At 49.8% G+C, this 22,130-nt stretch carries 17 protein-coding genes and 1 rRNA gene; 5 read left to right on the forward strand and 13 right to left on the reverse strand.

The features are described 5' to 3' along the window. Together ABYT30_RS03120 and ABYT30_RS03125 are read right to left on the reverse strand one after the other, a co-directional pair. On the reverse strand, positions 1–2,073 hold the full coding sequence (locus tag ABYT30_RS03120) for a hydantoinase/oxoprolinase family protein (protein WP_373077687.1): 2,073 nt from the start codon (positions 2,071–2,073) through the stop codon (positions 1–3). After that, on the reverse strand, positions 2,073–3,896 hold the full coding sequence (locus ABYT30_RS03125; protein WP_373077689.1) for a hydantoinase B/oxoprolinase family protein: 1,824 nt from the start codon (positions 3,894–3,896) through the stop codon (positions 2,073–2,075). Before ABYT30_RS03125 ends, ABYT30_RS03120 begins: the two co-directional genes overlap by 1 nt. Before the next feature lie 194 nt (positions 3,897–4,090). On the opposite strand from ABYT30_RS03125, the gene ABYT30_RS03130 reads away from it, so the two are divergent. The 3 genes from ABYT30_RS03130 (at position 4,091) to ABYT30_RS03140 (ending at position 6,321) form a co-directional block, all read left to right on the forward strand. Then, complete coding sequence (locus ABYT30_RS03130) at positions 4,091–4,234, forward strand: hypothetical protein (protein WP_373077691.1); 144 nt, start codon at positions 4,091–4,093, stop codon at positions 4,232–4,234. Between the two features lie 23 nt (positions 4,235–4,257). Then, positions 4,258–5,049, forward strand: coding sequence for an SDR family NAD(P)-dependent oxidoreductase (locus ABYT30_RS03135; RefSeq protein WP_373077693.1), 792 nt, complete (start codon positions 4,258–4,260; stop codon positions 5,047–5,049). 201 nt (positions 5,050–5,250) lie between these two features. Further along, the gene (locus tag ABYT30_RS03140; protein WP_373077695.1) at positions 5,251–6,321 is read left to right on the forward strand and encodes an aldo/keto reductase; all 1,071 of its coding nucleotides are present in this window, start codon (positions 5,251–5,253) and stop codon (positions 6,319–6,321) included. Positions 6,322–6,450: 129 nt separating this feature from the next. Here the strand turns inward: ABYT30_RS03140 and ABYT30_RS03145 are convergent, their stop codons facing one another. The 8 genes from ABYT30_RS03145 to ABYT30_RS03180 all read right to left on the reverse strand — a co-directional run bounded on the left by ABYT30_RS03145 (position 6,451) and on the right by ABYT30_RS03180 (position 13,919). After that, positions 6,451–6,843, reverse strand: coding sequence for a DUF4267 domain-containing protein (locus tag ABYT30_RS03145; protein ID WP_373077698.1), 393 nt, complete (start codon positions 6,841–6,843; stop codon positions 6,451–6,453). A gap of 177 nt (positions 6,844–7,020) precedes the next feature. Further along, positions 7,021–7,458 carry a PaaI family thioesterase gene (locus ABYT30_RS03150; protein WP_373077701.1) on the reverse strand — a complete coding sequence of 146 codons (438 nt, stop codon included), beginning with the start codon at positions 7,456–7,458 and terminating at the stop codon, positions 7,021–7,023. Further along, positions 7,455–8,369: an acyl-CoA dehydrogenase family protein gene (locus tag ABYT30_RS03155; protein WP_373077703.1), complete on the reverse strand. Its 915-nt coding sequence runs from the start codon at positions 8,367–8,369 to the stop codon at positions 7,455–7,457. The genes ABYT30_RS03150 and ABYT30_RS03155 overlap by 4 nt, the downstream gene beginning before the upstream one ends. Further along, positions 8,369–9,505 carry an acyl-CoA dehydrogenase family protein gene (locus tag ABYT30_RS03160; protein WP_373077705.1) on the reverse strand — a complete coding sequence of 379 codons (1,137 nt, stop codon included), beginning with the start codon at positions 9,503–9,505 and terminating at the stop codon, positions 8,369–8,371. The genes ABYT30_RS03155 and ABYT30_RS03160 overlap by 1 nt, the downstream gene beginning before the upstream one ends. Positions 9,506–9,552: 47 nt before the next feature. Beyond that, entirely contained in the window at positions 9,553–10,365 is an 813-nt protein-coding gene (locus ABYT30_RS03165; RefSeq protein ID WP_373077708.1) for an enoyl-CoA hydratase/isomerase family protein, read from the reverse strand. A 9-nt stretch (positions 10,366–10,374) separates the two neighbouring features. Next, on the reverse strand, positions 10,375–12,591 hold the full coding sequence (locus ABYT30_RS03170; protein WP_373077710.1) for an acyl-CoA dehydrogenase family protein: 2,217 nt from the start codon (positions 12,589–12,591) through the stop codon (positions 10,375–10,377). 490 nt (positions 12,592–13,081) lie between these two features. Then, positions 13,082–13,492, reverse strand: a complete 411-nt coding sequence (locus ABYT30_RS03175) for a hypothetical protein (protein WP_373077713.1) — start codon at positions 13,490–13,492, stop codon at positions 13,082–13,084. Then, positions 13,485–13,919 (reverse strand): OsmC family protein, encoded by a 435-nt coding sequence (locus tag ABYT30_RS03180; RefSeq protein WP_373077715.1) that lies wholly within the window; start codon positions 13,917–13,919, stop codon positions 13,485–13,487. Before ABYT30_RS03180 ends, ABYT30_RS03175 begins: the two co-directional genes overlap by 8 nt. Before the next feature lie 218 nt (positions 13,920–14,137). Here ABYT30_RS03180 and ABYT30_RS03185 point away from each other — a divergent pair, with 218 nt between their 5' ends. After that, positions 14,138–15,283: a tetratricopeptide repeat protein gene (locus ABYT30_RS03185; protein WP_373095208.1), complete on the forward strand. Its 1,146-nt coding sequence runs from the start codon at positions 14,138–14,140 to the stop codon at positions 15,281–15,283. 62 nt (positions 15,284–15,345) lie between these two features. Here the strand turns inward: ABYT30_RS03185 and ABYT30_RS03190 are convergent, their stop codons facing one another. Together ABYT30_RS03190 and ABYT30_RS03195 are read right to left on the reverse strand one after the other, a co-directional pair. Next, positions 15,346–17,988 carry a TonB-dependent receptor domain-containing protein gene (locus ABYT30_RS03190; protein ID WP_373077719.1) on the reverse strand — a complete coding sequence of 881 codons (2,643 nt, stop codon included), beginning with the start codon at positions 17,986–17,988 and terminating at the stop codon, positions 15,346–15,348. 124 nt (positions 17,989–18,112) lie between these two features. Next, positions 18,113–19,801 carry a hypothetical protein gene (locus ABYT30_RS03195; RefSeq protein WP_373077721.1) on the reverse strand — a complete coding sequence of 563 codons (1,689 nt, stop codon included), beginning with the start codon at positions 19,799–19,801 and terminating at the stop codon, positions 18,113–18,115. Between the two features lie 284 nt (positions 19,802–20,085). On the opposite strand from ABYT30_RS03195, the gene ABYT30_RS03200 reads away from it, so the two are divergent. Continuing rightward, positions 20,086–21,552, forward strand: coding sequence for an NAD-dependent succinate-semialdehyde dehydrogenase (locus ABYT30_RS03200; RefSeq protein WP_373077722.1), 1,467 nt, complete (start codon positions 20,086–20,088; stop codon positions 21,550–21,552). A 465-nt stretch (positions 21,553–22,017) separates the two neighbouring features. Here the strand turns inward: ABYT30_RS03200 and rrf are convergent. Next, positions 22,018–22,130, reverse strand: a 5S ribosomal RNA gene (gene rrf, locus ABYT30_RS03205); the annotation flags it as partial.

Consider the following 22,130-nt stretch of genomic DNA (forward strand, 5'->3'; position numbering starts at 1 on the left):
CTATACCCGGCGCAACTCATAATCCCCGGCATCGTCGACATAAGCGCACCAATCGGGATAGACCACAATCGTCGTAAAAGTCTCTTCGACAATCGCGGGGCCGCTAATTTCATGGCCAGGCTTTAAATCTGCACCGCGATACACTGGGGTATCGCTATAACCTTGACCCAAATTGGCCCGTCGCGTTTTCACTGGCGTCGCAGCAGTAGCCGACGCAGTAAACCCCTTGGCTATTTGCGGTGATGGCGTATCCACTGACGTCGCCAAACGCACCCCAATAATCTCTGGCAATTCTTCTTCGCGGATGTGACCGTATTCCGCCATGTGACGCGCATTGAAGGCGGCTATCGCCTTGGCGCCAAAGCTATCGTCAACAAAGGAGAAGTCCCACTCACCCTGACTGGTATTCATATCAAAGGTCAGCGCCCAGTTTTGGCCGCGATAACGCATATTAATTTGGTAGCTGGCAGTGATGTCAGCCTGCGCAAAATTCGCCTGTGCAAAATACTTTTCTGCGCGTATGGCCAAGTCCTGCCACAACTCTCGGAGTTTGGCTAAATCGGGATTTTCAGTGGAGCAGATAAAGGAGCGCTCTTCATCTATACCCGGCTTAGCGACGAGAGTACCAAGTGCAGAGAAGGTTGGCGAAGCCTTAGGCACCAACACTTTGCTAATACCTAATGCATCCGCGTGTACCGCCGCAAAAGCGGGGCCGTTACCACCGTAGGCAAGCATTACCATGTCCTGGGGGTCGATACCCTTGCCGGCTGTGGTGCGCCTTACCGCTTGAATCATATTGGCGTTAACCATGCGCCAGCAGTCAAAAGCGGCGTCTTCAGCGCTATAGCCCATTTGCTCGCCGATCGCGTGGAAGGCCTCCTCTACACCGGCTTTATTTAGTGAGAAGCTGCCGCCTGCAAATTCCGCTTCCGCAGATAACATGCCCAGCATGAGCAGCGCATCGGTTACCGTGGGCTGAGTGCCTCCGCGACCATAGCAAATTGGCCCCGGCTCTGATCCTGCTGACGACGGACCGACATGTAACTCGCCCTTATGAACATGGCAAATTGAGCCACCGCCAGCACCGAGCGTTTCGACTTGAACCATTGGCACGCCCACCAAATTGCGGTGATGCATATTCCAACCGGCAACTGCCGGCGCAGCGCCATTTAACACCATTGACATATCGTAGGAGGTACCGCCCATATCCACACACAAGAGGTTCGGGTAGCCCTTGGCAGCGCCAACATGGGCTGAGCCCATCACCCCACCAGCCGGCCCAGAGGCCAACACGCGAATGGGTGAACCGTTGATGTATTCCTTTGTCATTACGCCGCCACTGGCCTGCATCACCATCAGCTGTTTGCTGTAGCCGCCTTCCTGCAGACGTGACACTAACTTCTCTAGGTAGGAAGTCACCCGCGGTGCGACGTAGGCGTTCACGACCGTCGTGCTCGTACGGTCGTATTCCGGCGCACGTGGCAGCACCTCATGAGAAACCGATATATACACGCCGGGCATTTCTTCAGCTACGATGGCCGCAACGCGTTTCTCGTGCGCTGGGTTCACAAAGGAAAACAACAGCGAAATCGCAACTGACTCGACATTTTGTTTTTTCAAACGGCGACAACAGGCACGGACCGCATCTTCGTCGAGCTCTTTGTATACCGAGCCATCAAACAGAATCCGCTCAGGTACCGTTAAACGGCGACGCCTAGGAGTAATTTGCTTAGGCGGCGCCAGCCTAACGTCCCAAATATCTTCTTTAAAGCCACGGCGATACTCCACCTCATCGCGGAATCCCTCGGTTGTTATTAAACCGGTTACCGCTCCGTTCATTTCAATTAAAGTGTTATCCGCAATGGTGGTGCCGTGAACAATAGCGTCGCACTGCGCAAAAAAATTCGCCAGCGTCAAACTTTCTTTTTCCGCCAATTTTTGCAAGCCATTCATTACCCCGATTGAACGGTCTTCTGGCGTACTTAAGTTTTTATGAAGTATTACTTCCGCCCCCTTGAGAAGCGCAAAGTCCGTGAATGTGCCACCGATATCAATACCTACTCGATAAGTCATTAATTTGCTCCCTGTGCTGCGCGGGCAGCTTTCATTTCTTGTCGCAATGCTTCGGTCGCCGCAACATCCACTTCAATATCGTATTCATCTAATGAGCCCGTCAACACCACACCATAACGCTCCCGCGCCCCAGCAATACTTATGTATTCGTCGAGTGCATCTTCTTTAACCGCTTCTGGATCACGCAATAGTGCAGAGCCAAATCCTGCGCCTCCGCCGTGCTGATAGGCAATGACGGCGCCTGCAGGCAATTGGGCTTTCACGGTAAGGTCGATTTTGTATTCATTGGGCGTGCCCACTTCAAAATGATTTGAATAAGCACTGGCGTCATCGCCACCACAGACCCCGCGCATGGGGTGATCTGCCGATACCATCCAGGCCATTGCCATGGTGGGCTCCAAAACTTTTTTAACATTCAAGCTGCCCGGTTGCCCCCGCCACTGACCAGCGCCACCGGCGTCCATAGTCATTTCACGGCTGATATTAATAATGGGGAAACGACTTTCAGCGTCTTCGGCCTCAGACAGCAATAAATTACCTAGCGCTGCCGGGCAGGAACCCCAGCCATCGATACCTTGCACCGCTGACACGTCCATTGAGCGGGCATCTACGCCCTGATCCATCCACATGCCGTATTGGTCAAAACCGATTACTGCGTTAGGCATACCGATTTTGTAAACCTGGGGCGCAGACCGCTCAGGCACCACCGCTGATAGCGCAAGACACACTGCTTCAGTAATTTCACAGGCGGGGTGAAATGAACCCAGCGCCGCAGGCTTATTAATAGGCGGGTGGGCAATTGTGCCTTCGGGAATGACCATCTCCACGGCGTGAAACATACCTTCATTTTTGACGATACTGGGGTCTACCGCAGCAGCGAGCTGGGTCATGATATAGCTGCGGCTATTGGCAAAGGTATTCCACACCCCAACCAGCTCTTGGCGATCATCAGTGCCAGTCAAATCTACCGTTAGCTGGTTTCCTTCAATGATGCAGGCAACGTGAACTTTGACATCCTTGGTGCCCTGGGTGTCATGATCGATAAATACATCCGCTTCGTATTTGCCGTCAGGCCACTTTGCCACTTCATCGCGGAAGCATTTTTCAGTGTGGTCGATATTGTAATTGACCGCCGCCTTCACCACGTCGGCGCCCCACTTACGAATCACTTCCTCCAGTAGGCGTACTGATAATTGCACCCCACTAATCATGGCGGCCAAATCACCGGCAAAGGAAGAGAAGCGATTATTGCGCTCGATTAATTTAATAATATCCCGGCGTTTTTCACCGCGATGAACCAGCTTCACACAGGGAATAGCCAGCCCTTCGGTAAAAATATCGGTCGCCTCAAGAGTAAAACCACCGGGATCTTTACCGCCGGTATCGCCTTGATGCGCCTGCAAAGCCTGCACCAAAATAAGCTCACCATTATCGTCAAACACCGGCGCGTAAACGTTATAATCTGGCAAATGGCCACCGCCAAAATCGGGGTCATTACCCACGAACACATCACCGGGACCCCAGTCGTATTCATCAAACTTTTCTAAGCCGTAACGCACGGCGAGCTGCGATACAAAGGTTAAGTGCGGCGTGCCAATTGAGCCCGACGCCAAACGTCCATGGGCATCAATAACACTGGCATTACGTTCATTAGATTGGTTGATAATTGGCGATGACGCAGCTCGCCCCAAATGCGTGGCCGCCTCAAAACAAACAGTCTCCAAAGCGCCGCGAATAATGCTGGCGGTCACCGGGTCGATGGTTGTTGAAGTAGCGAGTGGCTCGCGCTTGGCAGCAAGTCTTTTGTTTAACTCAAACGACATCGTGGCTTTCCTCAATGATACGGCCGGTCTCTGCCCTGTCGGACATCAGACATTTTTTCTTAATCATAAACTACACCCCCACTACCGGTTCCCGACTTGTCGTGTGACGCTGTATACAGTTAACGCAATACGCCATTTCTCTAAGCCCCTATCCGCCTGACATCCAGCGGAATAGTCTGGGCAGGATCACTGATATGCCTGTAACCGAACTCCTCGATACCAAACTCGTGTTTTCCGCCAAGCCCATACCGAATCCGGTTAGGATATTCACTGCCGATACATTGCCCTTTTTCGCTAGGGCCTTGTCATACACTTTGATGTTCTCAACAGAACAATAACAATCCTCCTGGAGGCGATTTTCATGACCAACACTTCTCAAAAGCCCGTAGCCATTGTTACTGGTGCAAGCTCTGGTATCGGTGACGCGGTCGTCCGCTTACTTGCTGCCGAGGGCTACAATATTGTTGCCGTTGCACGTCGCAAGGAGCGCCTCGCGAAACTGGCCGAGGAGCTGTCTGGTGTCGCCACAGTGGCGATTCTTGCCGCCGACGTATCCGCCGACGATAGCCCTGCAAAGGCCGTGGCATTGGCCATGGATAGCTTCGGGCGACTGGACTGTCTTGTTAATAATGCTGGAGCTGGGACCTGGGCGCCGGTTCATCTCACCGATGACGCTATGCTCAATTCAGTGATCGATATCAGCCTAAAAGCCCCCTTCCGTTTTTGCCGAGAAGCACTGGGCGTAATGAAGGCTGGTTCGTCAATTATTAATGTGGGCTCGACATTTGGTATTTTGGGCGGCCTCGACGGCGGCGCATACTGCGCAGTGAAGTCTGGCTTGATCGGCCTCACCCAAACTATGGCTGCCCAGTATGGTTCCCAAGGCATTCGCTCCAACCTAATTGCCCCGGGTGTGATCAAAACCGACATGACTAAAGACTATTGGGATGCACCTGCATTCAAACGTATCAATCAGGAAATGACACCCTTCGACCGCGACGGCACGGTTGAAGACATTGCGAATACTGTTCTCTTTCTCGCGTCGAAAGCGGGCAGCTATATAAATGGCCAGACCATTGCCCTAGACGGCGGTTGGTCCACCACTAAATTTCTTCAGCACGACGCCCTAACTTGTGAACGAGTCGGCGGCTAAGCAAGGAAAAGCTGCTCCGACGCCCCTTGGCTACGCTGTAGCAAGGGGCGTGTTTTACGCAAATTTTAAATTCTGCTAACCGCACCTATCGTTTTCATAAAATAAATAGCAGGCCGCTTTTATTACGCCAGATTAAAACGCTGTGCCTTGCTAACAAGTGCGTAGACTGTGCAATAAATAATACTAAGGAGTATCGCCGCCATGTCCATACAACTGGATGATTACCGTTTACTCGGCCGCTCAGGTTTACGAGTATCACCACTCTCACTTGGCACCATGACCTTTGGCGTCGGTAGTGGCTGGGGCAGCACCGACAGCGACGCGCAACACATGGTTGACCGCTATATCGAACTTGGCGGCAACTTTATCGATACCGCCAATTTTTATGCCAGCGGCGGCTCCGAGCAATTACTCGGGCAATTCATTCAAGGCCGTCGCAATCAATTGGCACTCGCTAGTAAATACTCTTTAACCATGCAAGCCGGTGACCCTAACGCCTGCGGCAATCACCGCAAAAATATGGTGCAATCGGTGGAAGCCAGCTTAAAGCGCATGAAAACCGATTATTTAGATTTACTCTATCTCCACGTCTGGGACTGTCGTACACCGGTCGAAGAAATTCTGCGCGCTTTTGATGATTTGGTAAGAGCGGGAAAGATTCTTTATGCGGGCATCTCCGACACCCCTGCGTGGCAAATCTCGCGAATGCAAGCCATAGCCGAACTGCGAGGCTGGACACCACTGGTAGCCCTGCAAATTCCCTATAACTTAACCGAACGCAGTGTCGAACGTGAATTCATGCCCATGGCTCAGGAGATGGGACTTGGCATACTGCCGTGGTCGCCTTTAGCCGGCGGTGTGTTATCTGGAAAATACAGTAAAGGTGATTTACAAAACACCGGCGAAACGGCAAACACCCAAATGAATTCGCGCAAGAGTATTAATATCGCGACGGGGCGACTTAGCGATAAAGCTCTCGAAATTGCTGGCGTCGTTGGCGGTATCGCCGCCGAGTTGAACTGTACCTCAGCGCAAGTCGCGCTCGCATGGACGCTGCTTAATCCTGCGGTGGTGTCCCCTATTATTGGCGCGCGTACGCTTGAACAATTCAATGACAACCTCAAAGCACTGGACGTCAATTTTAGTGAAGATCAAATCGCAAAACTGGATACGGTAAGCAAAATCGAAACCTGCTTTCCCCACAATATGATGGACACGCCATTGAGCAACAATATGTTTGGTGGGGTTAAAATTGAAAAGCGGCGGCGATAACGTCAAAGCAAGTTTTGGAAATGAGCACGGCATTTCACAACCTCAATGCTTTTCTACGTTGCTTACAGCTAGCGCGCCATGTAAAAAACCAAGGCGCACATTGGGGTTAAAATAGTATTAAGTAACTAGTCATTCTTTTTCACGAACAGCCGCCCTTAACACAAAGAATGCGACCAATAAAAAGACCATTGTAGCCACATGCTTAATGACAACTGTAAATGGTGCCCCTGCTTCATAAGCAAGAATTCCATCCGTAATTGGCATAACGACACCAAACAAAGCACACCACATTAATACCGTGTAGTTACGAACATACAATAAATATCCAAGAATAAGCGTAATGAATAATGTTCGCGAACCATATATTTTCACCCAATCTGAATCCATCGACGAGAACAGCTCAGTGCCTCTCACGACAGCAAAGGCCATAGGATCTACATATGAAAAAATGGCGTAAAAACCTTGTATTAACGCCATTAAGAAAACCAATATTACCCCTACCTTACTGGATGTCGTCTTCATATATCTCCATTTACTTTATTGAATTTCCGTAAAAATGAAACACTCACACAAAAGAGCAGCGCAAGCTACGTCTAAAGCAAATACAGTGAAGTGAAATTTAACTTAAAGATTGAACCGAACCGCTACACCGAAAAATTATGCTGCTGACTCAAATGACAATGACAACATATTCGGTCTTTACTCACGCTTATCGCCCAGTAATTTCCATATACCTTCCGCGCTGGCAATCGTTTTATCACCAACTTGAATCAAGCCTCGAACAAAAACCAGTTGCCGACTCTTGCGAATCACCTCGGGCGTACAGCTGATGAACTCGCCGATTCGCGCAACAGACACAAATTGCGTTTGCAGGGAGACAGTTGCCAAGTTTAAGCGTTTATCATCCATAACTGCGGCCACGCCCGCCCCGAGGGCAATATCGGCAAAAGTCATGACCACACCACCATGAAGCGTGCCAAGGTGATTATTGCAGTGCTGCTCGCCGATAATTAAGCCAAGCGCACGTTCAGCATTATCGCCGCGCATCCAAAATGGGCCAACGTGGCCGGTGAAGCCGCCGACGTCGACAGAACGCCAACCTGCAGCGGCAAGGGACGCTGACGTTACTACCGTCAACTGGCAGCCTTAAAACAATACTGCGCAACAGCGGCAGACTGGCCGCCACGGCCACCGAGATCGGAAAGCAGAGCCTTCATTCGGTAAGTCCAAAGGTGCAGGTCCATTTCCAGGGTCATGCCCATAGCGCCCGCCATCTGGTGAACGTCGTAAATCACCCTAGTCGCACTTTCTTGACCATGCAAGGCCGCTAGCGCAGCATCACCGGCATCGCCCGTAAACGCCGCTTTAAGGGCCAACCAACGTACCCCGCCGGCCAGCACGGTGCATTCACTCAACCGATGACGCAGAGCCTGGAAGGTACCTAGCGGTCGACCGAATTGCTTACGCACACTGACGTGTTCAACAATTGCATCGACCGCAGCCTGCAGCAAGCCCGCCATTTCTGCCGCATTAGCGACCCGCAGCCAAGTCTTTAGCTTTTCTGCTTGCGCTGCGCTCAACGGTGTAATGTCGACATCGTCACTCATTTTAGCCATGGGGTATGCAAACAGTGAATCCGGCATTGCAGTGACTTGGGATGCCTTTGGATGCGCAACACCGACCTTATCACCGTCAATCACAAACACGGTTTTAGCGGTGGCGACAAAGCGGCCGGGACGGCCGTTTTCAACTACCGCGAAGGGTCTAGGTAATGCACTGTCCAGCGCTATTGGCAATAGCATGGAAAGCGCAACCTCAGCGGTGTACGGTAAGCGCGCCAAGCGCTCAACCGCGAGGGCTGCGGTAATCGGGCCCATCTCAGGCATGGCGGCTATCTCAAAAAAACCGTTTTCTGCCAACTGCTCTTCCAGCTCATTACTGACCAGCGCAAAGCCGTGAAAGTCTACTGGGGTACTGGAAAACTGACTGGCGAGCTTTTCGAGTTCGCTGCTAACCGCAAGTTGATCATCGCTTAGTGCAAAATCCATTAGCGCGGCTCCCGAGGTAATTCAAGGTATTGGGTGGCGATTAAATTGAGCTGTATTTCTGCAGCGCCCGAGGCGATGCCCGCAACAATACCGCGCTGGTGATGGGCAAGCAGCATTGGGTGCTCGCCACTGATTGCTTCAGGTACGTGCTCAACCACAAAGTCGGCGACCATGCGTTCACAGTTCACCGTCGCAAAGCGACCGACGCTGGCTTCGGGACCGGGAATTCCACCCTTAGCACGCTTATCGATAATACTATAACTATAGAGCCGCGCCGCTTCACAGGCTGCATGAGCTTTAGCAGCTTGTTCAATCGCACCCACGCCAAATCGATCTTGGTTTTTCAATAACGCTACCGCTTTAGCTAATGTGGTAGAAGCCAAGGCGAAACGGGGTATTCCAACCCGCTCTAAAGACAGTGCTTTGCCGACGATTTCCCAAGCTTGTCCTTCTTCTCCCAAGCGGGCCGATTCCGGCACTCGTACATTGTCGAAAAAGACTTCGTGGATATCGCCTTCACCGATAATACTGGGAATATCGCGAACGGTAATGCCTGGCGTATCCATGGGAATCAAAAAGATAGAAATACCATTTTTACCGGGACTGGTGCGCGCCAAACAAAAACAAGTGTCGGCATCACCGGCATAGGATGTCCAAATCTTTTGGCCATTAATGAGGTAATCATTACCGTCTTTATCGGCCTTGGTACGCAATGATGCGAGATCAGAACCCGACTCCGGCTCAGAAAATCCCTGACACCAAAGGGTTTCACCCCGGGCCATGGGCGGAATGTATTGCTGCTTTTGTGCTTCGGAACCAAACACCATTAGGGTTGGCCCAATCCAGTTTACGTTCATATACTGGCCGCCGCGGGGTTCACCGGCCATCCACATTTCTTCGGCAAGAATAAACGCAATCCACGGGTCCGCATCGCGGCCGCCCCACTCCGCAGGCCAATGAGGCACTAGCAAACCAGCGTCGGCAAGATTTCCGCAAAAGGTTTTAGCAAAAACAGTTTGCTCTTTTGACGCCGGGCCGTGGGCAACATGCTCCCAGTTTTCTGGCAAATTCGCGTCGAGAAAAGCGCGAACCGTAGCGCGAAAGCGCTGCTGTTCCGAGTCCCAATTAAAATCCATCGGGTGATATCCGTGTAGTGGTTAAATTAAGGCGCGGAACGCCGTATTCATTCGCTTTTGTTTTTGGCACCAATACTATTGATGTACTTTTCAATGCCAGCAACGTAGTCCGGATTTAGCATTAAAGTGCTATTGGCCATGCGCTCGACATTCCGCCCCTGCGACAAGCTAAGGTCACGGGACATTTCAATTGCCAATTTAGCCGCGCCCATTTGCTCGCCGTGCTGTTTGGCCAAATGACGACAAAAGTCTAAGGCATCATTTTCAAAGGTTTCGTCAGCATAGACCTCGTGCACCAAGCCCATGGTGAATGCACGATCAGCATCGGCAGGTAAATTGGCCATAATCAGGTAACGCGCCCAGTGGGTACCTACTATACGCGTAAGTCGGCTAACACCGTTTGACGCTGGCAGCACACCAAATTTCCCCTCAGGGAAGGCATAGCTCGCGCTCTTAGCGGCAAGCCGGAAGTCGCAAGATAACGACATCTCCAAACCGCCGCCAACAGTTGGCCCTTGATGCGCCACGACGATTGGCTTTTCAATCGCTTCCATCTCGTCGTAAATACGGTGCATACCGTGAAGTTGTAAACGGTGTTTTTCACGAATTGCTACGCCAGTGCGATCAATCGGTGGCGGGCCGCCTTCTAAGCCATCACGCAAATCGGCACCAGAACAAAAATAGCGACCGGTCGCGCGAATCAACATGACCTTTAATTCTGGCGTATCGCGGAAACGGTGCAGCGCTTCCTCAAACAGAGCCATGGTCTGACCAGTAAGCGCGTTTAGCTTTTCAGGACGGTTAAGGGTCGCGATCAATATCGCGCCGTCTTGTTCAGTTAATAAATGAGGAGCAGACATAGTTAATTCCTATTTAGCGCGGGTACGCGGCAGGCCAAGAGCACGTTCGGCAATCATACTGCGGTGCACTTCACTAGTGCCGCCATAGATAGTCGTGCCGTGAGCATGGCGATAAGCTAAATTCAACTCACCGGCATAGCCGTCGCGTTTCGACAGAGAGTAAGGCGCAGTCAGGTCCAACAGGTCACGAGAGTCTGACTGAAATTTTTCCGATGAGAACATTTTGGTCATAGGGCCATAAGCCTTGTTTTCCAATTCATTCACGCCGGTCCACAGAGCGCGGTTACCGAGTACTTCACCGATATAGGTGTGCAGGCGAGCACGAGCTAGGCGCTTCTGCGCATCGACATTTTCGATCAACGGCTTGCCGTCGCGCTGAATTTCGCGGCAGAATTCTTCGGCCGCTTCGTACATTGAACGCTGACTCTTCATAAATCCACCGCCGTGTTCAAGTGCCAAGGCCGCCGCCATCACTTTAACCCCACCGTCGACTGGCCCCAAACGGTACTTGTCCGGAATGCGGACATTGTCGTAAAAGGTCGCGTTGGTGCGCTCGTCTTGGAAGGTGTAAACCGGATGTATTTCAATGCCATCTGTTTTCAAGGGCACCACAAACATGGTCAGGCCTTTGTGCTTGGCGACGTCGGTATTCGTGCGGGTTAGCAGCAGTACGTAATCGGCAATGTTCGCGCCACTCGTCCACATTTTTGCGCCGTCGATGCGCCAGGAGCCGTCGTCCAACTGCGTCGCTTTGGTTTTGGCTGCGAACACATCGGAACCACAACCAGGCTCACTGTAACCAAGACTACAAACAGCATCACCGTTTACGATGCGCGTCAGAATCTCTTCTTTCATTTCGTCGTTACCGCACTTGCGGATCATGGTACCGACCAACATTGAGGTGCCAACGGGGTGGCTAGTCCAGCCGTGTTTTTCCCAAACTCGACTAAGCGCACTCACCACATAGGGCTCGGCATCGCGGCCACCGTACTCTTTTGGCCATGCAGGGAAGAGGAAGCGGTTCTCGGCTAGAATTTTGTTTACACCAGCATCGTAACCGTCAAAGGAATAATGTGCTTTGGCGCGTAACTCTGGGGTGAGGATTTTATTAAAGAGATCGTCCAGCTCTTGCGCCATAGCACGCGCGTCATCACCAAGGTCAAAGTCGATGGTTAACTCGCCCACTTCTGGCAACGCCGCCGTTTCGCCATTAAACAAGCGCCGACCGGCTTCTTCTAAGAATAGATTTGGATCACCCGCGACCAAAGGCCAGGCTTTCGCGCGCAAATTATAAAGATGAATATCATATTCGGTGGCCAAACCGTAACCACCAAAGGTGTGCAGGGACTGAGTCACTGCTCGGGCAGCCGTGTCGGCATTCCAATAGAAGGCCATAGACACTTGGGCGGCGGCATCATCGGCGCCGTGCTTAATATCGTGAATCGCCTTCCAAACCAGAAATTTACCACCATCGATCTCGACGATTAAATCCGCAAGTGGATGGGAAATAGCCTGATATGCGCCAATTGGCTGCCCAAAAGCTTCGCGCTCGCAAGCATACTCCGACGCCAGTCGCACTGCTTCGCGGGACAACCCAGACAGGGCCGCAGCAGTGAATAATTTCCACTCTTCCAAACCTTGGGCAAATACCGCCAAGCCTTCGGCATTATCTGCCAACACAATGGCGTCTTCACCATCGAGTCTTAATTCTGCAATCGGTGTTGACGCCAAGCTAGCTTCACCGCGCTGCTCACTCTCTGGCAAGTTGATTAATACAATTTTTCCCGCTTTGCGGGCGATTACCGCGTTGGCCACTGCGCCCCCAGATACCCACTGGGTAGCTTGTTCAGCCACGTCACGCAGCGCGAGACTAATCACCGCCTCGCCCATTACTACGCGCTCTAATAGCTCTGCCTGAGACTCAGCCGCCAGCACTGCCAAAATACGCGATGCGGCCAAGGTCTCTGCAACTGGGCCGGAGGCTAGGGTGCGGCCCGCTTCTTCCATTAATACAATGGCATCCATGACCCCCAAGCCGAGACCACCAAGGTCTTCGGGAACCCGCAAAGAAAAGGCTCCCAGTTCGGCTAGGCCTTGCCACATGGCCTTGTCAAAACCACCATTGTCTGCCGCTGCGCGCACACGCAACATGCTGCTCTGCTCATTCAGGAAGCGTGCGAAGGTCTCGCACATCATCCGCTGATCTGCGGAAAGATCGAAATTCATCGTGAGGTGGCTCCGAAAAATACACATACCAATTTGCTGCCACACTAGAACCGCTAAAGCTTTTACACTCCTAAGCCTTAAAACAGTTAATGAGGCTACATATCGGTAAATATCGTTATTTGAATGCACAAATATTGACGGAATTGGCGTAATTCGCCGCAAACGCAGCCATCAATGTTCGCACTTGAGTACGCTACAGGCTACTACAAGGCATCCTTCTTGGTCAACAATGATGGTTAGTAAGGAGATCGCGAACACCAGCACCAAACCCCACAATATATTTTATTAACAATAACTTAGGGGGGGGGGTTATCGGCTTAACATAGGCCACCGAAAAACCACGCTCTTAAAGAAAACGCCCCACTACAGGCCTGGAAAATGCTGAAGGTCAGCTGTCCGTTGCAAGCAGAATCTATTGCCGGCACATTGACGAATCAATACCACAAATCTGTGAGCGCCCTATTCGCCCTCAACATTCGACGCAATACCCTTACTCCCGCATAAGCCTCGACAACTTACAGCGAAAATAAGCCACTAGCGCCACAAACAAAGCACAAAGTCCAAAACCGGTCAGCAGCTCAATTAACACGGGAGAAAAAACAAACATAAAACCCTGCCCTTTAATTAAGGCAGAAAAACTCGACACGCCAAACGGCATCATAAAAAGCCGAAAAGTTTGCCAGCGCCCGCCTTTTGATGTAACGCTCAAGGACAAACCCACACCAATGATGGCGCTTATTCCCAGCGCGTTGACCCAAATTGTAGGGGCGGGATCAAAATAAAATAACACAGTGGTTAAATACCAAATCAAATAACACCACAATACTAATGTGCCATTTTTGATTTCTGCTAAATACCTCGCCACGGCCCCCATATCATTCGCCACGTTCGAGTCACTCACTAACCACAGTCATTTCCAAGCATTTTTCCGCCATCAGTGAATTACTGACAATACAAATTTTTTCTGCTTTTCGCAGCAGCGTCTCAGCTTTTGACTTCCCCGCCGGATCCGATATAAGCAACTTTACCGACGTCGTAATTTTGGTAAACAACATATTTCGATCGACTTTATCTAGCTCCCCAACACTACTGCATTCAATGGAAATCCAATTCAACTTTGCCAGAGCCGCCACGGTGCGGAAAGAAAGCACAAAACAATTCGCCGCAGCAGCCATCAGCAACTCCTCAGGTGACCACTGATCCCCTGGACCGCCGAATTGTGTCGGCGCGTCAACCGCAAGTGAGGGCAAATGCGCTGAGCAAGCTTTTAGCGAGCCTTCGGGGCTAGCCTCAACCGTTACACTGTAATGATGGGGTAAAGCGTGCATATATAGTCCTCGCTATGCCAATACAATAGTACGATGTACAAACGCTATACATAAGAAATACCACTCATGGATAGTTTCCGATGTGAGCAAGCAGTTTTTAAAGCCTAATATCGCTCGATATTTCGGCAATAGGCAATTTAGCCAATCGCTGCACAGCATTTAACGCCGCCGCATGCTAAATTACTCCTGTACTGCGGAATAATAAACAGATGTGAAGTATGTTCATGCGAATAAGACACCCCTACTCTACCAATACTTTCGCGCTTTTAAGCACTTGTGTCATTCTCATTGCCGCAGGTTGTGCTAGTCCACAAACCACGCAGCGATTACAGATAAGCCCGCCACCACCAGAAGCCAGCGCAGCTTTGTTAAACAGCGGGTCGCGACAAGGCGTTAAACTGTCACCAGAGGAAAACATCCTCGCCATTGACGCCGACATGCGTTATTTCATCGAAGAAAATGTGCCCGCTGCATTAAGCCCACGCGCGCGGTTAAGCTATCTTTTAGACAGTATGGTGAGACCATCCCAACTCGGTCTAAGCTACGACCCTGGCATTACCCTCAACGCCACCGAAACCTTTTACGCGCGAAAAGGCAATTGCCTATCGCTAAGCTCCTTATTTATCGCCTTAGCAAGGGAGGCAAATCTAAATGCTTATTACAATGAAGTGACTATCCCTCCAAGCTGGGACATGGTCAGCGACAATAGTATGGTATTTTACAAACACATTAATGTCGTGGTTGATTTTGGTGATGACGGTCACGAAGTCGTCGACTTAAGTGTAGACAATTACGAATACCACTACCCGCAGAAAAGACTCAGCGAGCAAGAGGCTGCCGCACAACATTATAATAACCGTGGTGCCGAGCTTCTCAATAAAGGGCAAAATAGCGAAGCAATGCGTTATTTTCGCCGCGCGCTCTATTTGAACCCACAGGCCGGCCATATTTGGGGAAATTTAGGCACCTTGTTTCGCCGTCTTGGCCAGCGTGACGAAGCAGAGACCGCCTATCGACAAGCACTGCACTTGGATAACAATGACCAAGTAGCCATTAGCAACCTAGGCAGACTTTACCGAGAGCAAGGCAATATTGAAAAAGCGCGAGCGCTAGAACAAGTAGCGAACAACTTTCGCAAGAAAAACCCTTTCTGGCACTATACTCGGGCCAAATCAGAGTATGAAAGTGGCGATTATGGAAAAGCATTAGAAGCGATTAAACAAGCAATTTCGTTACAAAAAGACGAGTATCGCTTTTACCGCTTTGCATCATTAATCTATTTTCGCCAAGGCAAGCGCGAGCTAGCAGCGGATTACGCCGACAAAGCGGCGAGGCTTAAAATAAAATCAAACAGTAACAGCTAAACAAAAAAAGACGCCACTTGGACGTCTTTTTTAGCTATACCACTTATTATTAAAGTATAGGATCAATACTTCCAGCTCAGACTCAAGCCAAAGCTAGTACCCACATCCTGTTGCAATATAACCACATTGTCGCCACTACTGTTTTTCTGCTCAAACTCACGCTTAGCATTAAGGACATTGCCAAACTTGACTTTAAGAGAAATATTTTCAGAGGGATAGTAATTATAAATTAGATCCAAAGATCCAAATGGCTGTTCAAAGGCGTCATCATTTCCGGACGTTCCCGCAAAGAAAATCCGCTCACCTGAAACATTATAAAGTAATGAGGCGCTGTGCTGTTCATTGGGCGAATCGTAGCCTAATGAAGCATTAACAACATATTTAGAATGTCCCGTGAGCTGACGTTCAGTATTGGTCACTTCATTATTGCTGGTTATGGTGATTTCAGAATCACTCAAAGTGACATTACCCGACAAGAATAAGCCTGCGGGCAAGGTTTTTAGGCCCTCAAACTCGATACCGTAGACTTCGCCAGAATCGCCATTGATATACCGTAACACCGTGTCGTCATCGGAGCCTGCGCCCTCAACTTGCTCGATAGGTAATTCTAGATCTTTATAGAAAAGGGAGAGCGTAAAGTTATCGCCACCGTCGTAATAGAACTCACTGCGTAAGTCATAGTTCCGCACTTGTGTGGACTTTAAGTTCGGATTACCAAACACACGCACACTCAATTCTGGATCAATATAAGCGACATCGGCCAACTCCCGTAAATCAGGACGCACCACTGTTTCACTCACACTAAAGCGCAATTGAAACTCGTTGGCAGCTAATAGGTCTACACCCGAGTATGTGAGGGCCGCGCTGGAATAAATATCATCATTTTGCACAGCAAAGGTCTGCTTTGGATCTTTCAGCGCTTCAATGAGCTGCTGGTTAAACACCCCAGTATAATCCAGCAAATTCACGGGCAATACCGCTTGCTGATACTCTTCCCAACGCGCACCGGCTGTTAAACGCCACTCTTCACTTAGGCGAAAATCTGCCTCGCCAAATACCGCGCCAATTTTCTGTGCGGCAATATAGCTTTCGTTACCGAAACCGGAACCCATGGTAAGGTCAAAATTATTAGTCAAATCGCTAATACGAGCATCAGTAAACACTGTTGCCGGTGTACCAACTGTTGAGGAGGTGCCAACATTAGCGGTATAACCGTAGTATTCTCGGGCTTTTTCAGAGTTCCACCAGCCCGCTGAAAGCCTCAATTCCCGCCCTGAAAGATCCACTGGCAGGGCGAACTTACCACCCCAGCTTTCAACACTATCCTCCAGCGACAAGAACTCAAATTGCCCCGCCGTTGAAGAAGCCGAGATATAGGGTGTTGGCTCCGCCGTCGTCCGATCGAGTGAACCCGTAAAGCTGGTTGCATTAGGGATATCAGTTGTTGCTTTTGCATCGGAATAAAACCAGTCAAAGCTCAGCATTTCCAAATCCGCCAGCGGTGAGAATTCACCAAAGCGATGACTGCCTTTTATTTGGCTTAACACCAACTCACGCTCTTCCATTCGCGTCGCATATTTGCGATCGGGACGATTATCTACCACAGGGTTGTTATTACTAAAACTCGTGGTAATACGCGCTTCATCTGCATCGTTTTGAATCACGTAGTGACTCAATTGCACAGTTTGATCTTGCTGATATTCCGCGCCGAGCACCAATGCCAAGGTAGTTCGCTCTTCATGCACCGTGCGCTCTACATCAGCAAAACTGGTTTCCGGGCTGCCGATACTGCGTTTCGTTTGATTCTTATTGCGGAACTCTTCGTCGTAAGCACCACTTATTGAAGCACCCACAACCAGCTCATCAGTAACATCCCAGGCGTTGCCAAGATCTACTTTAATATCGCGATCAGGATCTAAACTCCCCTTTGATATCGCTACATCCCGATTTAATGACAGTATTAAATTGCGCTGAATTTCTTCCGCTTGGTTACGAGTGATTGCATTACCGGATTTATTTTCAACGTCATAAATATTCGTTTGCGACAAGTCACCTTGGTAGCGATTTATCGCTGACCGCAAGGCACTCGGCATCGCACTAGACCCGCCGTCTGGATAGCCCAAACCATCATCACTTTCGCTATTAAAACCGGTGCCAATACTAATCGCAGCCACCGGCCCAGATGGGACATTACGGGTACGAATATCGATCGCTCCACCACCAAAGTTAGCGGGTAAATCAGGACCCCATGATTTTTGCACTTTCAGTGATTCAACAATACTAGCGGGAAATAAATCGAGAGGAATTACACTCCGAGCCAAGTCTGGCGATGGTACCGCTGCGCCGTTCACTGTGACATTACTATATCGCTCACCTAAGCCGCGAATATAAATAAACTTATTATCAATCAAGGTAACACCGGTCACGCGGCGCAGCGCGGAACCGACGTCGCTATCACCGGCGCGGGAAATTGCTTCAAAGCCCAGAAAATCCGCTGAATAAGGAAGTTCTAAACGCTCATCAACTAAGGAGGCAGCGACACTTTGTAAACGGCCAACCACCACCACTTCCTCTAAGGTCGATGGCGAAAACATTTCAGCGCTATCGCCATCAGCGTCCTGAGCCAATGCTGCGCTTGTAAAACCGCTGGTCACCAAGGCAACAGCTATTGCCAGCGGCGTCCGCGAAAATCGTTTAATTAACATAGTCATAATCCTAAGTGCTCTGATAAATGCCCTGCTCTTCGAGGGCGTTCAAGCGCTATCTGTTGGTAGGCCGCCGAGGGCGAGCCTACCTCCCCATCACAATAAGGGTGTTGAAAAGAACTACTTAGGGGTTCAGCGGCGCAGTCAAGCCAACTGTCCAGCCAGCCAACCAATCGTCACCTGCATTCGCACCACCTAGGTAGGTAGGCGCTGTAAAATAGGCATCAATAGCCGACACATCCGTCAAGTCAGCCGCTTGATCAAATACCGGTGTACCCGCTCCGTTGGTGATTGTTGCCGCTGTTTTGTAGCCTCGAGTACCAACACCGCCGACGATCAAGCTTTGGGCTGGTAGATCAGCACCAGTGATAATGAAGTTTTTCTCATTGTCATTAGCAGGTGTAGCCGCATTAATTCCGCCGCCAGCAAGCCAGTTCACTAAGTCAAATCCAACATTGGTGCTAGTGCTAACCTTAGTAGCTTCACTGCAAGCGATCACATTGCTTTTTGCTTTGCTAATTCCGGCTTGGGCAGCATCTATAGTCTGTGGACCTTCGGTATCATCCAGCTCTAAGCACTCCTGGCTGGCCATGCCGGCAGCGTTTGATGTGACGATAGAGTTGTACATTTGGAAGTAAACACCTTCGCGGAATAAGGGACCTTCCGAATCACCTTTTGAAGTGGAGTTAACCCCAGCATTCGATTTAATACTAGAAGTGACACAGGTCATATTAGAGATAATAAGATTCGTTGTTGGCGTTATCGCGTCACCACGTCCCTCACCGGTATTATCACCTTCGATACAACGGTTAGCGCCAGAAGTGTGTACGACGACCGCGTATTGAATTTTACCGTTGTAGCCTTCTGAATAGTCGATAGAATCATCACCGGCATTCACTACAACGATGTGATCTAAGTTCACCGCACCACCAAACATTTCAAAACCATCATCTTTGGTGGTGTAAACTTGGACATGACTGATGGTCGTACCACTACCAACGCCGTTTAAGGTCACGGCGTTGAGTTCATTACCATCGATAACTTCGAAACCAGCGTGCTTAACCACCACATATTTTAGGACACCTGAATTTTCCGCATTATTATTACCACCGTAAGTAGCAGGCTGGCCTTCTGCCTCTTGGTTGCAGTTGTGCACATTGTTAGCAGTGGCAACAAAATCACTTACTGTGCCGGTACCAGAGCCTGTTGGTGTACCGTCATGGCATTTATTGGTTTTACCGTTACCGTTAATTTGCAAGCCGCCCCACAGGCCGCGATCATCCTCTGTTGCTACACCATCAATATCTTCATCGGCAGTAAATGTAATTGGGGAGCCAGATGTACCTTCAGCAAAAATTTGCGAACCCCGCGCAATACGTATATAGCTTTCGGGGCGCTTGAACACCATTGTTACACCCGCATCGATGATTAATTTGGTGCCTTCACCTTCTTGCGGGATACGGGTTCCAGCGGCAGCTGCTTGGGCATCTACGTCTTCACCAATAAAAAGGCTATCAGCAAATTCATGGACACCAGCGATTGTTTGAAACTTTACAGTCGCTGCAGTAATAGGATTTGTTGAGCTAACAAAACTTGCGGGATAAAAACAGTCTGCGCCAACGACTTGACCTTGGTAGGTTTGACCAGCTTCAACATACGAAGCGCACGGGTTTGATCCACCATTACCGCCATTATTCGTACTATTATCAACACTATTATTTATATTGGTTGGGCTCAAATTAATATCCCCGCCACCACAAGCTGCAAGCAGTAAAGCGGATGACATGGCCGTCAATGCGAATATCTTTTTCATAAAAACTAATCTCCGGAATAGACTCTAAGGTTTTCTTGGATTGTATTAATGGGTCGTATCTTAGGGAGATTTAGTGACAGATATATGAAGAGACTATTTCAGTTATATGACATGACTGAGCCGGTAATATAAATCGACCTCGACAATCCATTCGATATTTCGAACAGTTTATTTATCCGAAATAGAGCGCCAGGGCCTGTAATTACAGTGCCGCGATTGAATATGCGGCCAGCTGGCAGTAGGATGTGCATCTGAATATAAAATGACTTAGAAAGGCAATTGCTATGCAACTTCGCAATCCCAAACTTCTTAGAAGCGAATCTTATTTTGGTGGTATCTGGCATTCTGCGGAGAATAACCATGCCTTCACTGTAAACAATCCGGCCACTGGCAAAGGAATTATTGACGTCGCGGATCTCAATGCAATTGACGCCGAACACGCAATTGCAGCAGCCCACAAAGCGCAGCCGGCATGGGCGGCATTAACGGTAAAAGAACGATCCAAATTATTGCGCCGTTGGTTTGATTTAATTATGGCAAATCAGGACGACCTTGCACTGATACTTACAACCGAGCAAGGCAAACCTCTGGCCGAAGCCAAAGGCGAAATCGCTTACGGCGCCAGCTATATAGAGTGGTTCGCTGAAGAAGCCAAACGTGTTTACGGTGACATCATCGCGCCGCCAAATAACTCTCAGCGTTTATTTGTCATCAAGCAGCCTATCGGCGTTGTCGCGTCGATTACGCCGTGGAACTTCCCCAATGCAATGCTGGCTCGTAAAGCTGCACCTGCACTAGCGGCTGGTTGCACCTTTGTTGCCAAACCCGCAAAAGAAACTCCACTTTCTGCACTCGCATTAGCCGTTCTTGCCGAGGAAGCAGGTATACCTGCCGGTGTTTTTAATATAATTTGCAGCAGTAGCTCGCCTACCATTGGCAAAGTCATGACGAGTAGCCCATTAGTCAGCAAGCTAAGTTTTACCGGCTCAACCCAGGTTGGTAAAACCCTGCTGGAGCAATGTGCTGGTACCGTCAAAAAGACGTCGATGGAGTTAGGTGGTAACGCCCCCTTTATTATTTTCAACGACGCCAATTTAGATCTGGCTATCAAGGGCTTAATGACCTCCAAATTCCGCAATGCTGGGCAAACCTGCGTTTGCACAAACCGGATTTATGTTCAGCGCGACATCCACGATACATTTGTCGAGAAATTAACTGCCGCCATGGAATCGCTCAACACTGGCAACGGCACCGCCGACGGCGTTAATATCGGCCCTTTAATCACCACCAAAGCTGTCGCTAAAGTTGCCTCCTTAGTCGACGAGGCGGTGGCTAACGGAGCCAGCGTAAAGTACGTTGCCAAGGTCAACACTAATCCAGGTGACACAGACACACATTTTTATCCGCCAACATTAATAAGCGGCGTAAAAAACAATATGCAAATTAGTCGGGAAGAAATCTTTGGCCCAGTTGCCGCGATTACAATTTTCGATACGGAAGAAGAAGTCCTCGCAGCGGCAAACGATACCGAGTTCGGCCTTGCATCTTATTTCTACACCAACGATATCAGTCGAGTATGGCGTTTTGGCGAAGCCCTCGAGTACGGCATTGTCGGCATCAACGAAGGCTTAATTTCAAACGAAATGGCACCCTTCGGTGGCATTAAAGAATCGGGCTTCGGTCGTGAGGGTTCTAAATACGGTATCGAAGACTATATGGAAATTAAGTATATGTGTCTCGGCGGGATTTGATTTTAAAGCGGGAGACGCTCGAAGCGAGACGTTGAACGCTAGGTGTCTGGGAGACGCTAGACGGGAGGCGGTGAACGCCAAGACTTAAAAGCCCCAGTAGGTTTCCTACTGGGGCTTTTTTTTTTGTGAAATTAGAAGATCGCTCGGCTTGGTGTTGGTTTTATCTTTTGCGTCTTCCGTCTCCCGTCTAGCGTGGCGCGGTTGGGGGTAGTGCGGGCGTTAAAAAGACTTACAGCAGTCTGCGGTTGTTAATTGAGTGCGGTGCGTAATGATGACCTACTTTGTGTTGGAAGCAGTGCTTCCAATCCCTTCGGGACGCCTCCGCTGCGCTACATCGCACCTCCGCCGTACCTGCGGTACAGGCTGCGTCGCATGAGCCCGGTATTTAGTGAGAGACGCTTCTCGCGTCCTAAATAAAACAAAACCCCAGTAGATTGCTCTACTGGGGTTTTGTTTTATTTAGAAGCCTGGCGATGACCTACTCTCGCATGGGGAAACCCCAAACTACCATCGGCGATGACACGTTTCACTTCTGAGTTCGGGATGGGATCAGGTGGTACCATGTCTCTATGGTCGCC

This window comes from Zhongshania sp. (genome assembly GCF_041623545.1).
Taxonomy (GTDB): Bacteria; Pseudomonadota; Gammaproteobacteria; order Pseudomonadales; family Spongiibacteraceae; genus Spongiibacter.

Coding starts and splice junctions, on each gene's coding strand:
- ABYT30_RS03170 (WP_373077710.1), bottom strand. CDS start 12,591: ATGAATTTCGATCTTTCCGCAGATCAGCGGATGATGTGCGAGACCTTC.
- ABYT30_RS03200 (WP_373077722.1), top strand. CDS start 20,086: ATGCAACTTCGCAATCCCAAACTTCTTAGAAGCGAATCTTATTTTGGT.
- ABYT30_RS03190 (WP_373077719.1), bottom strand. CDS start 17,988: ATGTTAATTAAACGATTTTCGCGGACGCCGCTGGCAATAGCTGTTGCC.
- ABYT30_RS03185 (WP_373095208.1), top strand. CDS start 14,138: ATGTTCATGCGAATAAGACACCCCTACTCTACCAATACTTTCGCGCTT.
- ABYT30_RS03195 (WP_373077721.1), bottom strand. CDS start 19,801: ATGAAAAAGATATTCGCATTGACGGCCATGTCATCCGCTTTACTGCTT.
- ABYT30_RS03125 (WP_373077689.1), bottom strand. CDS start 3,896: ATGTCGTTTGAGTTAAACAAAAGACTTGCTGCCAAGCGCGAGCCACTC.
- ABYT30_RS03140 (WP_373077695.1), top strand. CDS start 5,251: ATGTCCATACAACTGGATGATTACCGTTTACTCGGCCGCTCAGGTTTA.
- ABYT30_RS03145 (WP_373077698.1), bottom strand. CDS start 6,843: ATGAAGACGACATCCAGTAAGGTAGGGGTAATATTGGTTTTCTTAATG.
- ABYT30_RS03180 (WP_373077715.1), bottom strand. CDS start 13,919: ATGCACGCTTTACCCCATCATTACAGTGTAACGGTTGAGGCTAGCCCC.
- ABYT30_RS03130 (WP_373077691.1), top strand. CDS start 4,091: ATGCCTGTAACCGAACTCCTCGATACCAAACTCGTGTTTTCCGCCAAG.
- ABYT30_RS03120 (WP_373077687.1), bottom strand. CDS start 2,073: ATGACTTATCGAGTAGGTATTGATATCGGTGGCACATTCACGGACTTT.
- ABYT30_RS03155 (WP_373077703.1), bottom strand. CDS start 8,369: ATGGATTTTGCACTAAGCGATGATCAACTTGCGGTTAGCAGCGAACTC.
- ABYT30_RS03165 (WP_373077708.1), bottom strand. CDS start 10,365: ATGTCTGCTCCTCATTTATTAACTGAACAAGACGGCGCGATATTGATC.
- ABYT30_RS03135 (WP_373077693.1), top strand. CDS start 4,258: ATGACCAACACTTCTCAAAAGCCCGTAGCCATTGTTACTGGTGCAAGC.
- ABYT30_RS03160 (WP_373077705.1), bottom strand. CDS start 9,505: ATGGATTTTAATTGGGACTCGGAACAGCAGCGCTTTCGCGCTACGGTT.